11 protein-coding genes and 1 pseudogene are annotated in these 15,266 nt (G+C 35.5%); 6 read left to right on the top strand and 6 right to left on the bottom strand.

The genetic code is table 11. The annotated features are described in order from the left end of the window. From VB694_RS02000 to VB694_RS01990, 3 genes are all read left to right on the top strand, one after another. On the top strand, positions 1 to 600 hold a 600-nt coding region (locus VB694_RS02000), incomplete at its 5' end, for an energy transducer TonB (RefSeq protein WP_323358639.1). A 158-nt stretch (positions 601 to 758) separates the two neighbouring features. Continuing rightward, positions 759 to 2,840 (top strand): TonB-dependent receptor, encoded by a 2,082-nt coding sequence (locus VB694_RS01995; protein WP_323358638.1) that lies wholly within the window; start codon positions 759 to 761, stop codon positions 2,838 to 2,840. A 113-nt stretch (positions 2,841 to 2,953) separates the two neighbouring features. Then, on the top strand, positions 2,954 to 3,250 hold the full coding sequence (locus VB694_RS01990; protein ID WP_323358637.1) for a hypothetical protein: 297 nt from the start codon (positions 2,954 to 2,956) through the stop codon (positions 3,248 to 3,250). 12 nt (positions 3,251 to 3,262) lie between these two features. Here VB694_RS01990 and VB694_RS01985 read toward each other — a convergent pair whose 3' ends face one another. From VB694_RS01985 to ligA, 5 genes are all read right to left on the bottom strand, one after another. After that, on the bottom strand, positions 3,263 to 4,033 hold the full coding sequence (locus VB694_RS01985; protein WP_323358636.1) for a DUF928 domain-containing protein: 771 nt from the start codon (positions 4,031 to 4,033) through the stop codon (positions 3,263 to 3,265). A 93-nt stretch (positions 4,034 to 4,126) separates the two neighbouring features. Then, a complete protein-coding gene (truB, locus tag VB694_RS01980; protein ID WP_323358635.1) occupies positions 4,127 to 5,005 on the bottom strand; it encodes a tRNA pseudouridine(55) synthase TruB in 879 nt (292 codons plus the stop codon). Between the two features lie 163 nt (positions 5,006 to 5,168). Continuing rightward, complete coding sequence (locus VB694_RS01975; protein ID WP_323358634.1) at positions 5,169 to 6,869, bottom strand: alpha/beta hydrolase; 1,701 nt, start codon at positions 6,867 to 6,869, stop codon at positions 5,169 to 5,171. Between the two features lie 442 nt (positions 6,870 to 7,311). Continuing rightward, the gene (locus tag VB694_RS01970) at positions 7,312 to 8,229 is read right to left on the bottom strand and encodes a DMT family transporter (protein ID WP_323358633.1); all 918 of its coding nucleotides are present in this window, start codon (positions 8,227 to 8,229) and stop codon (positions 7,312 to 7,314) included. Between the two features lie 94 nt (positions 8,230 to 8,323). Then, positions 8,324 to 10,369, bottom strand: coding sequence for an NAD-dependent DNA ligase LigA (gene ligA, locus VB694_RS01965; RefSeq protein WP_323358792.1), 2,046 nt, complete (start codon positions 10,367 to 10,369; stop codon positions 8,324 to 8,326). 73 nt (positions 10,370 to 10,442) lie between these two features. Here ligA and VB694_RS01960 point away from each other — a divergent pair, with 73 nt between their 5' ends. The 3 genes and pseudogenes from VB694_RS01960 to chrA all read left to right on the top strand — a co-directional run bounded on the left by VB694_RS01960 (position 10,443) and on the right by chrA (position 13,672). Then, a complete protein-coding gene (locus VB694_RS01960; protein WP_323358632.1) occupies positions 10,443 to 11,435 on the top strand; it encodes a glycerophosphodiester phosphodiesterase in 993 nt (330 codons plus the stop codon). Positions 11,436 to 11,512: 77 nt separating this feature from the next. Continuing rightward, positions 11,513 to 11,962 (top strand): annotated as a pseudogene (locus VB694_RS01955) (aldo/keto reductase); the annotation flags it as partial. 525 nt (positions 11,963 to 12,487) lie between these two features. Then, positions 12,488 to 13,672 carry a chromate efflux transporter gene (chrA, locus tag VB694_RS01950; RefSeq protein ID WP_323358631.1) on the top strand — a complete coding sequence of 395 codons (1,185 nt, stop codon included), beginning with the start codon at positions 12,488 to 12,490 and terminating at the stop codon, positions 13,670 to 13,672. A 133-nt stretch (positions 13,673 to 13,805) separates the two neighbouring features. Here the strand turns inward: chrA and VB694_RS01945 are convergent, their stop codons facing one another. Then, positions 13,806 to 15,242, bottom strand: coding sequence for an MFS transporter (locus VB694_RS01945; RefSeq protein ID WP_323358630.1), 1,437 nt, complete (start codon positions 15,240 to 15,242; stop codon positions 13,806 to 13,808). Positions 15,243 to 15,266 lie beyond the last annotated feature (24 nt).

Genomic DNA, 15,266 nt, shown 5'->3' with positions numbered 1-15,266 from the left:
GGTACGGGAAATGGGACTGGAAATGGTACGGGAAATGGGACTGGAAATGGGACTGGAAATGGTTTAGGTAATGAAGATATACCAGTAGCGACAGCACCAAAACCTCGTAAAGAAAATGGTTCAAAATTAAATCGCGCCGATTGTATAAAATGTGATATTAAATACCCAGACACAGCCAGACGGCGGGGTATAGAAGGTAAAGCAGAAGTGGCTATTGATACGGATGCTAATGGTAATGTTACTTTTGTGCGGTTAATTCGTTCCAGTGGTGATAGTGAACTAGATGAAGCTGCTCAACAAGCAGCACAAGAATGGAAATTAAAACCTACAGATGTTGCTAGAGAAGGAGTGAGAGCTTCAGTTAATTTTGCGATCAAAGGTTCACAGCGTCACCGCAAACTTCAAGAACGACAGAGAGAAGCAGCAAAGAAAAAACCTGAGAAAAAAGCGGATCTAGTTTCCCCAATACCAGCGCCACCCTCACCGGAACTTGTTAAATCAGATACAGATAATCAAGTTAATGACAGTAGAAAGGAGGAAGTAACTACACCTCCTTCTACCACACCTCCTGAATCAAATAGTGATTCAGAAAACCCATAATATCCCCGACTTCTTTTATTTATTATGTTCATAAATGATAAATTGATCTGTTGAAGTCGGGGATCTGGATATGAACTATGACAGCTTGTCTTTTGACAGTTTTTTTATTAATAGAGAAAATACCTAAAATTGATGTTACCAGGTGTGAGTTTACAAATATGAATAAGAGTTTTGTTTTTCTGCCAGTTTCTTTACTGAGTTTACTGGTAGCTTTTCCTGTTATAGCTAATGATCATAAAAATAAACAGCACCCCGTCAATTTGGATATTCCTAGTTTAAGCGAAATTCAAATACCCGCCACAAATGCTGAATTATTAACTCAACAACCCGCAGCAAATGAAGTTGAGCCAGAAGAAGATATAACTCCTACAAATGATGCAGATATTTCCATAGAAACAATTGGGGAAAAAGATGCTTTACCCGAATCTACACCCACCTATGTAATTGAAAAAGAAGAAATTCAAAAACAAGGTGCTACCAGTGTAGCTGATGTTTTAAAAAGAATGCCCGGTTTTGCGATTAATGATGTGGGACATGGTGCAGATATTCACACAGGTACATACTATCGTGGTGCATCTATTAATCAATCTGTGTTCTTGATTAACGGTAGACCAATTAATAATAATATCAACACTTATCATGGTGCAACTGACTTAAATAGTATTCCCATTGAAGCAATTGAAAGAGTTGAATTATATAGCGGTGCAGCTTCTTCTTTATATGGTTCTTCTGCTTTTGGGGGAGTTGTTAATATTATCACAAAACAAGGTTATAGTAAAGCAAAATTAACTGGTAGTGCAGAATTTGGCTCATTAAATTTAAATAACCAACAAATAACTTATGCTGGTTCAACTAATAAAGTAAAATACAATTTTAGCTTTGAAAGATATTTTATAGATAATCGTTACCCTGTTCCTGAAGGTGCGGCTAATCGTAATCCTGCTGACGGTTATTTATTTAATGCTGATACTGCAACGAGTACCTATTTTGGTAGTATTGGTTTAGATTTAGATGCTAAAAATTCTTTGAATTTAGATGTTACTACACTTAGCAGTCGTCGGGGTTTAATTTATTTTGGTTTTCCTTTGCAAAGAGATAGATTAGATCATGATGGTTTAAATATTGGTTTATCTTGGAAAACTCGACTTGGTAAAGATAATGACTCAAATCTAACAACTACCATAGGTTATAACCAAAATTACTTTAGCACTTATGGACCAACAGGACCAGGAGGAATATTTTACCGGACTGGAGTTTTAGATACAAAACAAATTTCAGCTAGGGTAGATCATGAATGGAAACTGAGTGAAAATAATCAATTGCGTTGGGGTTTGGATTTAAAAAATACAGATTTAAAAGGTGATGTTTTTAGTACAAATCCTAATCTTTCTGCTCAAAATGAAAAGGAAGATAGAAGTGTTTTAAATACGGCTTTATTTGCTGTGAATACTTGGAAAATTAGTGATGATTTTCTGATTGATTTAGGTTTAAGACAAAGCTTTGATAGTCAGTTTGGGAGTTATTTAAACCCCAGTGCTGGTTTACGTTATGCCATTAATCCTGTTGTTGCTGTACGGGGAAGTTGGGCAGGGGCGCAACGTAATCCTGGTTTAGATCAATTATATGTTTTTGACACGGTTCATAATTGGAAACCAAACCCGGATTTAAAACCGGAAACTGGTTCTACTTGGACTGCGGGAGTAGATTTTAATTTATCTAGTAATTTGCTGGCACAGTTTACTTATTTTGGTAGTAGTTTAGATAATCGCTTGGGAATTATTGCTGGTAGATGGGAAAATGTGGGTTTGGTAGATACTAATGGTTTAGAAGCAGCTTTGCAATTTAGATTTGCTCGTGATTGGTCTACTTTTGTCAACTACACTTATACAGATGCCGAAATTAAAACGGGAATGGGAAAAGGGTTACAATTAGGTTTGATTCCTTATTCTTTGTTGCAAGCAGGAATTGGTTATCAAAAGAATGGATGGCAAGCTAATTTGTATATGACTTATAATAGTGGTACTCGTCGCGCTTTGTTTACTAATACTGCTGCTGGTGAGAAAAATACAGATTTTTCATCATCTTTTGTGAATTTGGATTTGAGTGGTCGCATTCCTATAAGTAAAAATTTAGGAGTGACTGTTTACTTGGAAAATTTACTGGGTGAACAATATGAAAAGGTGAATCGTATCTATAGTCCTGGGTTTACTTTTCGTTTGGGTTTAACTTCAAGTATCTAATTGAATAGTTTTCAGTTTCAGTTTTCAGATTCCCAACTTCTTTGAGAAATCGGGGATCTTGTTTTTCAATATTGCTATAATTACTAATCTAAAATCTAAAATCTAAAATTGCAATGAGAGCGAGAATTGAAAATAATGTTTTATTTCTTCATCACGAAGATGTACCTGCATTTAAAAAAAGTGGTTCGGTGGTGAGAAATTCTTATTTTTGGGCGCTACGTTCTATTGCTGGTCGTGCTAGACGTGATAAAGATTGGGAATATGAGTCTGAGGTGTGGTTAGCACTAGCACGGATGTTGATGTCTTTTACTGAATCGGGATATTTGGGATATAGAGAAACTATATTAGAGTTTCCCTTATCACAGGGAGAAATACCCCATGTATTGAGGGATGTAGGAACTTGGGAATAGAGTGTCAATGAATTAAGGTTTTGGTGTACCAAATTCAACGAATGGTATTGTGGTAAATTCCTCTAAACCAACTGATGTTAACAAGTCTGTCCATATTTCTGGATTTTCATTACGCAAGGAAGCAATATTACTGATAGTTTCATACCAAATTTTATTCTTTGCATAAATTTCAGCCCGTTTTAGAGGTGCTATTTGCTTAAGATCACTATTTAACAATGAACCTAGTTGAGTCCGTTCCAATGAACCAGATGTATATTCATCCTGACTTCTATCTTCAGGATTACAAATTAAAGTAAAGTACCAGAAATATTTTTTGCCTGTTTTTAGGGAAGCACTGGTTGGAATGCTGATTTGAACTATTCCTGGTTCACTAGGTGGTATAAAATTATTTTGATAAACTTCATTTCCCTCGTCATCTATGACTACAAATTCTCCAGTTTTTGTAGTTGTTTTGGGAACATAAACATACAACATGGGATTTTTCACAGCCGTTCGTTCATGATTATCCCATGTTGGCATTAAGGCTGTTAGTGATGGTTGGCCAGTCTTAGTAATAAGACAGGAATTTCCTCTTCTTCCTCCTGCACCCGTTCTTTTAGGTGTACCTCGATCTGGTGAAGATGGAAATTGAATCTTTGTAACTGTTGGGCTTGTTCTTTGCGGTTTGTTTGGGATAGTCTGTGCTGGTGAGGGTAAAAAGGAAATAAATACAATTATTAGGGCTGGAGAAAGTCCGATGACAATTTTTAAGATAGGATTACTATTTTTTTGCAAATTCATCATATTGAGATTGCCCTTGATAGTTAATTAAGATCCACATTCAGAAAGCTAAATTACGTATTTCTACGAAAGTATAGAAGCTCTTTTGTACTGAAGTTAGGAAATGGGTTCAAAGACCATTTGAGGAATTAAGATATGATCTTGTATTTGTCCAATCCCTAAAAAGCGGGTTTCATTTTCATAGACTCGCACTATTCCCAAAACATCGAGATTCATAGGAACTTGCTGGCCTTGACACCATTTTTTGGCAAATGTTCCTGGTAAATTTACAGATGGTAATTTTTGTAAGGCTGCATCTGGGATGATGGGTTGAAATATTCCTGTTTGCAGTTGGGTTTCTAAGTCTGTCAAGGTGAGACTATCTTGTAATTTAAACCCGCTGCTTTCAGTTCTTGTTAAAGCGGATAATGTCCCACCTGTGTTTAAAATTGCTCCCAAGTCACGGGCGATCGCTCGAATGTATGTACCCGCACCACAGGCGATCGCTAGATCTAATTCCGGGAAATCCCCATCACGCCAGTCTAAAATTTCTATCTTAAAAACTTCTACTGTTCGTACTGGCGCTTGGACAATTTCACCTTGACGTGCTAAATCATACAGACGTTTACCCTCTACCTGAATGGCACTATAACTAGGAGGAATTTGGTTAATTTTGCCGATAAATTGGTGAATTTCTGTTTCTATGGCTGTTAAATTTAAGTCAGGACAAGGTTGAGAGGTGATAACTTCCCCTTCTAAATCATCAGTATTTGTACGTATACCAAAACGGACGGTAGCTTTGTAAGCTTTGTCACTGGGTAAATATTGTAATAATCTGGTGGCTTTACCCAAAGCGATAGGTAACACACCTGTAGCTGCTGGATCTAAAGTTCCTGCGTGTCCCACTCGTTTCAACCGCAGCAGTCTCCGTACCCTTGCTACGCAGTCGTGGGAAGTCCAGTCATTTGGTTTGTTTAAGTTAAGAAAACCCTGCACAGAATAATTTATAATTCATAATTTGTAATTCATTATATTCTATACAATGACGAATAAGATCCCCAATTTTTTAGAGAAGTTGGATATCTAACACATCAAAAAATCACGAGATGAAGCAAGAATACAGCAATATCTAATATCCAATATTTCCATCTAACTATAGTTAAAGAGAGTTTTTTTTTGCGGGGATAGCTTGTTGATAATTATGATCTAACGTGGGTCCTAGTTGTGGACTGTTGAGAGATTTAACAAGACTCAAACCCAAAGACTGACTAGAAATAGTTTGAGCATAACCAGCATTTAAGTAGGGAATATATTGCGGTTTTTGAGATACATAAGTTTGGAAAAAAGGCAAACTTAAAGCATTGATATAAGCACGTGCTTGGGACGCATCACCAATCATATCTGCGGGTAATGCTATTTGCTGACTTCCAGGATAACTATTACCAATGCTAGAAAAATGAGTTCCACCAATAAGCATAGCCAGATATTTGTGAGGATTATTTAACCAAGAAAAAGGTAAGATTTGTTCATATAAAGCTGGTGCAACAGTATCTTCACTACTACCGATAAACATGACAGGAGTTTGAATTTGATTTAAGCCAGATTCACCAAAAATAGAACTGGTAATGGGATTAACTGCGATGGCGGCTTTAACTCTCTCATCCCGCAAATTCATATAATCTGGTTTTTGAGATTTAATTGGCAATTCTAAAGCGCGACATTGCAGCAATAAAGACATATTCCATGTCTCTTGCAACGCATCTGATTGACAATCTTTTTGTAGCTGCTGAAAGTTAATTTTTGCTCCTGTTAAAGCTAAAGCGGTATAACCACCAAAAGACTGTCCAAATACGCCCACTTGTTGCAGATTTAATTTATTTCTAAATTCTGGATCTGATTGGTTAGCTGTTTCTAATTGATCTAATATATAGGTGATATCTACAGGTCTATTAATAAATTCATTTGCTGCTTTCAATTCACTATTATTACTCTTAATCAGAGATAGCTGTGGATGATTAGGAACGACAACAGCTAATCCATAGGATGCTAAATGTTTGGCTAAATAACGAAAGTTACTGCTGTTTAAACCTAAGCCGTGAGAAATAACAATTACTGGTGTGGGATATTGAACATGAGGAATATAAATATCTGTTAATAACCGCCGATTTCGAGTGACATCAAAAAAAACTCGACTATACTGTTTTGATGTTAAATTGCCTGGATTTTGTAAGTTTTCTAATGGAGGTAAATTTGCATATTGGATGGATGTAGCTTCTATTTTTGATTGTTGCTGAATTGCGGTAATTGCTTGATTGGTTTCACTAATTAATTTCTCTAATTCACTCGCTATTTCTAAACTATCGGCTAAGTTAAGGTTAATAATACTGCTGGGATATTTCCGTAATAAATTTAGTAATGTTAAGCCTTCTGGTTCTCCAGATGCTGAAATTATAGCAGTACGTAAATCATTAAATTCAGAACCAGTTTGATGAAATTTAGTTGTAATTAATTTTGCCAAACGACGCAGCAAAAATTCTCCTTGCTGTGTGTGCAGAAATTGTGCAGCAACGGTGGGAGTAATTTTGATGGACTTGATTAAAATTTGTCTTAATTCTTGCAGTTGTTGACTAGAAACATAATGCTGATAAACTGCCAATTCTTCATCCATTATTCCCGTTTTGGTATAGGTTTCTAAACTGATGACGGGAATGGGAATTTCTAGTAGCGAATAAGAAGCATAAATTTTCTCTGCGGCCATGACAGAGTTACTAATTCCAAATGTTGGTAGCAACATTGAAAGCACCAACAATAGGGAATTTTTTCTCAGGCTAATAGCCCAATTACCAAATAAACTATTCATCGCTCAAATATTTCATTGATGTTGTCTAGCGAGGCGTTAAATTTGGTAGTTTCTCAGACACCCTGTTGATTAATTTATATACTGTTGTTTACTTCAGTCTTCTGGATAGTTTTGAGATTTTTTGTCTTGAATAAAAAATTAACTGTTAATAAGGTAATAGAAATAACTATCTAATTTGATGTAGCTTTGTTGAATTAGATAGCATTTATATGTTCTTATAAAAGCCTAGCAAAATAAATAAAGTTCTACCTCAGTGTTGATTATGTAGCTTTAAATATAAATAATAAAATTTAAAAAACTTAGGTGCAAATTACTAAATTCTGACAGAATTTGGTAATCTTATTGATATTATTTTTTATTTAATTTTATATTAAATTAAATTAATGATGATAAATTATTTAATCAAATAATTTAATCAAATATAAATTATCTAGCATTGATATTACTGAGATTTGCCTAAAGTGATCGCTACTGAACCAGAAACAACTAATAAAGCGCCAATAATTCCTATTAAGGTAATGTGTTCTGGGGGAATAAGATTAGGAAAAATACCTGCTACCAACTCAACAGCTATTAAAGTGATAATGGGAGCTAAAGCTAAAACTGCACTCACTCTGGAAGCTTCCCAATGTTCTAATGATTCGGCAAAAGCACCATAGGCAATTAAAGTATTTAACCCGCAAAATAGCAGTGTTATTAAATGTAGAATATCAAGGCTAAAAATTGTGGAAATTTTAACAAAGGGAGTAAATAATAAAGCGCAGCCACCGTAAATTATCAGCATAATACTAGAAGATGATAAAGAATGTAATAGTTGCTTTTGTGCCAAGGCGTAAATAGCCCATGCAACTGCACCTAAAACAATTAACCCACTGCCTAAAAGATATTGTCCTTGTGCTGTGATTAAATTAGCTAATTGGTCTTTAAAAAACAACAGAAAACCTAAAGTTAAGATACTAATACCAAGCCATTGACGTAATGTATAACGTTCTTTAAAAATCACTAAACCACCAAAACCAAATAAAATCCCAGCTAACTGAATTATTACTTCTGCGTTAGCAGCTGTTGTTAATGCTAAACCTTGCATGAAGCAAAAATAATTACTACCCAAAAATATTGTCGCTATTGCTAATAATTTTCCCGAACTAGAACTTAATTGTTCTATGGTTGGTAATTTTTGCTGCACAGATAAATAAATTCCCAGCAAAACAAAGGACATTAAAAAACGAAACCAAATGACGGTGTAAACATCTAAAACTTGCAGTGTTATCTTTAAAGCAATTGGTAAAATTCCCCATAAAAATACAGTTAATAACGATAAACCGAGTCCTAAACGCCAGCGGCCGGAAGTTTGATGCATGATTTAGTTAAAATGAGATGGGTGAATCATTTTTATACATGAATTAAGTGTCAATCATAGACAATTACTTCATGATGTTACCTTTTAGATCCGGTTAATCCTCCAACATCTCTAACAACTGTGCTTCATCTAACTGTGTAATTCCCAAAGATTGGGCTTTTTCTAACTTAGAACCTGCATCTGCACCTACAACTAAAAAATCAGTCTTTTTACTTACAGAATCTGTGACTTTACCACCAGCTTTTTGAATTAAACCTTTTGCTTCATCCCGTTTTAAGGTGGGTAAAGTACCTGTCACCACAAAGATTTTACCAGCAAATTTGGGATTAGTTTCACCTGCTACTTTCGGTGTTTCGGTGTTAGCAAATTGCAACCCAATGGCTTGAAGACGAGAAATCAAAGTTTGATTTGCGTCATTACGAAACCATTGGTAAACTGATTGGGCAATTTCCGCACCGATACCATAAACGCCTTCAATATCTGATTGTTTAGCGGCTGTTAACTGTTCAACGGTGGTAAATTTCTCAGTTAATAATTGGGCATTGACACTACCTACGTGACGGATGCCTAAACCGTATAATACCCTAGACCAAGGTTGATTTTGGGATTGTGCGATCGCATTAATTAATTTTTGTGCCGATTTTTGACCCATCCGTTCTAATGCACATAACTTTTCTGCTGTCAATTCGTATAAATCACCAACAGAATGCACCAACTCTTTATCTACCAGTTGATGCACCAGTTTTTCACCCATACCTTTAATGTCTAAAGCGTCACGACTTACCCAATGTTCAATTTCACCTTTGAGAATGGCAGCACAGGAAGCATTTACACATCTAGTTACTGCTTCGCCTGATTCCCGCACCACCGGTTGACCACATACGGGACAATGGCTAGGCATGGTAAAAGGTTCAGTGTCAGCAGGACGGAGTTCTTTAATTACCCGTAATACTTCTGGGATGATTTCCCCAGCTTTGCGAACAATGACAGTATCACCAATACGGATATCTAGTTGAGTAATGCGACCGCTATTATGTAAGGTAGCACGGGAAACAGTAGTACCTGCTAATTGTACTGGGCGCATTTCCGCCAACGGTGTTAAAGCTCCAGTTCTGCCCACATTGACCGTAATATTTTCTACACGGGTAGGTGCTTCCTCTGCTGCGTATTTAAGAGCGATCGCCCACCGGGGAAACTTCTGTGTAAACCCCAGTTGTTCTTGCAGTTTAAAAGCATTTAATTTTACCACCACCCCATCAGTCATGTAAGGTGAATTGAGCCGTTCAGTATCCCAATATTGGTAATATTGAGCCACTTCATTAATAGAATGACAAAGTTTATGATTGGTATCAACACGAAAACCCAACCTTTGCAACAATTCCAACGCTTCCCATTGAGTATTCGCAATACTAGAGTCATCCATCCCCGTAATATGCAGCGTATAAGCAAAGAAATCTAACTGACGCTGGGCCACAATCCGGGGATCTAATTGCCTCAGTGTACCAGCTACAGCATTACGAGGATTAGCAAATAACTGCTCACCTGCTTTTTGCCTTTTCTCATTAATTTGTTTAAACACATCTAAAGGTAAAAATACCTCTCCCCGTACTTCCACCTTGTCGATATTTTTTAACCCGTCAAAATTCAAACGTAGAGGAATTGAGCGAATAGTCCGCACATTTTGGGTAATGTCTTCACCCATCACCCCATCACCTCTAGTTACACCTCTTACCAGCAGTCCATTTTCATAAGTTAACGCCAAAGCAGCACCATCAATTTTTAACTCTGCCACATATTCCACTTCACCAGAAGAATACTGAGGTGGTGAGTGTCGCCGCCAACGCTGTTCCCATGTTTCCAACTCCTCAGTATTAAAAGCATTTTCCAAACTATAAAGGGGTATATTATGCCGGACTGAGGTAAAATGAGTTGCAGGTCTTTCACCTACCCGCTGAGTTGGACTATCAGAAGTGATTAATTCTGGATAGTTCGTTTCTAATTCTTGTAATTCCCGATATAGTCTATCATAGACCGTATCTTCCATTATTGGCGCATCGAGAACATAATAAGCATAACTGGCTTTTTGTAATAAATGCCTTAGTTCTTCTATACGTGTAATTTCTGGCTGATTTTGGATCATAATACTCATAACAAAATATCTAGCAAGGTATTAATAATTATCGCTATTCATTGAAAATAGGAAACACTATCTTATGGACAATATTAGAGATTCCCTATTCACAAATCAACTTCCTATTATTATAGCTCATAGAGGTGCAAGCGGATACCGTCCAGAACATACTTTAGCAGCATATCAATTAGCAATTGATTTAGGTGCTGATTATATTGAACCAGATTTAGTGATTACCAAAGATGGGGTTTTAATTGCCCGTCATGAAAATGAAATCTCCGAAACTACCGATATTATTAATCATCCCGAATTTGCTCATCTAAAGACTACAAAAATAATTGATGGTGAACTTAAAACAGGTTGGTTTACTGAAGATTTTACTTTAGCAGAATTAAAAACATTAACAGCTAAAGAACGTATTCCCCAAATACGTCCTCAAAATGCTACATACAATGAATTATTTACTATTCCTACACTACAGGAAATTATAGCTTTAGTTCAGAATCAAAGGTTAGAAAATGGTCGGGTAATTGGTATTTATCCAGAAACCAAACATCCAACTTATTTTAAATTAATTGATCTTCCATTAGAAGCACCTTTATTAACAGCTTTACATGAAATTAACATACCTGTATTTATTCAATCATTTGAAGTTAGCAACCTACAAGAATTAGCAAAAAAAACAGATTTACCCTTAGTACAATTAATCAATGATTCAGGTAAACCCTATGATTTTGTGACTAATAACAACCCTCACACATATCGAGATTTAGTCAGTCAATCTGGGTTAAAAGAAATTTCTAACTATGCACAAGCAATAGGAGTCAATAAAAACTTAATTATCCCCAGAGATATTACAGGCAAATTACAACCACCAACATCCTTAGTTAATCATGCTCATAGCGAAAATTTGCAAGTTCATGCTTGGACATTTCGCAATGAAAATTGCTTCTTACCTAGAGATTTTCAAGACCACCCCCAAAAGGAATATCAATTGTTTTTTGACTTAGGTATAGATGGGGTATTTAGTGACTTTACAGATACTGCTGTCACTGTAATCAGCAATTGTCTCTAAATTGGTTATATTCAGAATTGTTGGGAAATTTTAAGTTAAAATACTCATGATCAACTAATAATACACACTATAAAAATATGAAATACAATCAAATTGGTGAAAGTGAATTAAAAGTATCAGAAATTTGTCTGGGGACAATGAACTATGGACAGCAAAATACAATTTCTGAAGCTAATGAACAGCTAGATTATGCTATTGATCAAGGAGTTAACTTTATTGATGCTGCGGAAATGTACCCAGTACCACCCCGCGCTGAAACATACAGTTTAACAGAAACTTATATTGGGGAATGGTTAAAACATCAACAAAGAGATAAATTGATTATTGCTACTAAAATTATTGGTGCTGGACGTGGTTTTAAATGGATACGTGATGGAGAAAATAAAGTTGACAGAAAAAATATCATCCAAGCTGTAGATGAAAGTTTGAAAAGATTGCAAACAGATTATATAGACTTATTTCAAATTCATTGGCCGGATCGTTATGTTCCTCGGTTTAGTCAGATATTTTTTGACCCATCACAAATAAAAGATTAATAAAGATATTTTGGATGAAATAGATGCAGTTTATAATACCTATCCCAATCCTGCACCTTAATTTATTCATCAATTTTTGAGTAAATTGACTGTTAACTATTCATGCTAACAGTCAATTCTGCACAATGCAATAAGTGCTACTGTTGAAAAAGTCACTATATTTCTGATCATAATTTTTATTCTACTATGCTAAGTTAATTGATTAAGTATCTTTGATTAATTTTTCATAAATATTTGTAGGGTGCGTCAGATATAACAAATCTGTTTATTGATAGAATTTATGCAGTCTGACGCACCCTACGTATCGTTTCATAAATCAAATATTATCCCTATAGCAATCGGTCATATCCAGATCCCCGACTTCACCAGATCACTTTATCATTTATGGACATAATAAATAAAAGAAGTCGGGGATCTTATCACCTTACCCGAATTCTTACACTTTTTCACATTCAAAACCTGTTCTTAATCTTGAGCAAGTAATTTATATTATAAACAAACATCTTAACAAATAAAATGAATAACTTACCATTAAGTCGCTTGGGTGAAGTTGCTAAACTCTTTTTTAAACTAGGTGTGATTGGTTTTGGGGGTCCAGTTGCCCATATTGCGATGATGGAAGATGAGGTAGTCAAGCGTCGTCAGTGGTTGACACAAGAGCATTTTTTGGATTTGTTGGGTGCAACTAATTTAATTCCTGGGCCTAATTCTACAGAGATGGCCATTCATATTGGTTATATTTATGCAGGATGGTTAGGATTAATTATTGCGGGTGTTTGTTTTATTTTACCTGCGGTTTTGATTACAGGTATTTTTGCTTGGCTGTATGTTAATTATGGGAGTTTACCCCAGTTTTCGCCTTTACTATATGGCATTAAACCTGCCGTTTTAGCTATTATTTTAAATGCTCTGTGGAGTTTAGGGAAGAAAGCAGTTAAAACCAGACAATTACTAATAATTGCTGTGGTAGTTGTGTTATTAACTTGGTTGCTGAAAGTTAATGAAGTGGTGGCTTTGTTATTGGGGGGAATATTAGGAATGATTTGGTTACACAGTAGCAATCAAACTAACTTAATGCTGACTTTTTTAACCACAGGTACACTTTTTCAGAATACCGCAGTTGTCACTACAGGAATAAATAATTTATCTGTACCTTTGTGGCAGTTGGGTTTATTTTTTCTCAAAGTTGGTAGTGTTTTATTTGGTAGTGGTTATTTACTAATTGCATTTTTACAAGGTAGTTTAGTAAATGAATATGGTTGGTTAACACAACAGCAGTTATTAGATGCGATCGCTATTGGTCAATTTACTCCTGGTCCAGTTCTTTCTACTGCTACATTTATAGGATATATAATTGCTGATATACCTGGTGCAATTGTGGCAACTTTAGGAATTTTTCTCCCTTCATTTTTATTTGTTCTGATCTTAAATCCTCTCATTCCTCGCTTACGTTCCTCATCTTGGACAAGGGCTTTTTTAGATGCTGTAAATGTCAGTGCTGTGGCTTTAATGGTAGTGACCACATTGCAATTAGGAATAGTTACTTTAACTATAGAGAAAGTGCCTTATATAGATTTTTTTAGTTTAGTTATTTTCTTGATTTCCGCAGTTTTAGCCATTCGCTATCGCATCAATGCTGCATGGTTGGTTTTGGGTGGTGGTTTAATTGGTTGGGGTATTTCAGTTTTGGGATATGTCTAATAACAGATGTATGAAGTTTAGTCTCTCCTGAAGGTATAGAAGAATTTGGTCAAGAATTTTGGCAAGATTTTCTTGATTCCGTACCTATGATGGGGATTGAATATTTTAAAGAGTCAGATTCTTCATAAACCCATTACCCAATATTCTCCCGTCTTTCTTGCAACTTCAACATAATTTCCGCGTGCATCTCGCGGGTAATGGGATAGAAAAAAGTCAAAATCAAACCAATAATTAAACAAATTGTCGGTATCGGACCAACTGCAATTCTAATAGCTAACAATGCAGAATCAGGTTGTATAGGTAATGTACTTTGTCCAACTACAGTTTCTTTAAAACCCGATGCTTGTAAAGCATTACCTACTATAAATAGCCCAAAAGCTAAACCAAACTTTTGTAATAAAACCATGAAACCATAAAAAACTCCTTCCCGTCTTTGTCCGGTTTGCAATTCATCTAATTCAATTACATCGGGAATCATTGACCAAGGAATTAAATAAGCTGTAGAAACTCCACAACCTGCCATGATAGCCATTAGATACATTAAACCAATTTGATTAGGTTGTAAGAAAAATAATCCCGCAGCAGCAATTATCCATAAACTCATTCCCAGAAAATAAACAAGTTTTTTACCAAACTTTTTACTTAAATAACTCCAAACAAATAACATTAATAAAGCCGTTGCTTGCACCGCAATCAAAACTGTAGGAACTTCTGAGTTTTTCATCCCCATACAATAAATAACAAAATAGGGAATAATGCTGGCGGTAATTTGTACCCCTAACCAAGAAAAAAGATAAATAGCAATTACAAATAAAAAAGGTCGATTACTGAAGGCGATTTTTATTTGTTCAATAAAGGGAATTTCTGCTGGTTCTTCCAATTGGATACGTTTAGCTTCAAAAGCCATAATGCGATCGCGTGTTCCATAAACGCACCAATATAAAGATAAAGTCGAAATCACAGTACAAATTGCTGCTAAAACTAAATACTGTTGTTGAGGATTAGCAATCACTGAAAAAACAATTTGCGCTAAAATCAATGATAAAATACTGCCACCAATAGAAAAAGTAAAGCGAAAGCTATTTAAACTGGTTCTTTCATCGTAATCTTGAGATAGTTCAGGAGTCATTGCCGTATAAGGCAAATTAACCACAGTAAAAAATACTTGAGATATGATCCCAATGACAACGTAATACCAGAACAATGGCCACATATTACTACTTGGTTCAGAGCTAAATTGTGGTACAATCCATTGCAAGAAAAAGAAAATACCAAAAGGAATTGCACCATATAACAACCAAGGTAAACGACGACCCCAACGACGAGATTTAGTTTTGTCAGTCAATAAGCCCACAATGGGATCATTAACAGCATCCCATATTTTACCAATCATCAAAATACTGCCAGCTAAACCCGCTGGAATACCAGCCACATTCGTAAAAAACACCAACAGAAAAAATATAGCAACATTAGAAGTAATCGCTGGTCCTAAATCTCCAGCACCATAAGCCAGTTTAGTTTTCAAATCTAACTTTTCACTGGCTAAATTTTCACTATTAGCATCGTTCATAATTACTGACACTCGTATTAAAAT

The sequence above is a fragment of the Anabaena sp. UHCC 0451 genome, from assembly GCF_034931405.1.
In the GTDB taxonomy this organism is placed as follows: Bacteria; Cyanobacteriota; Cyanobacteriia; order Cyanobacteriales; family Nostocaceae; genus RDYJ01.
This window is presented reverse-complemented; position numbering and strand designations above follow the sequence as displayed.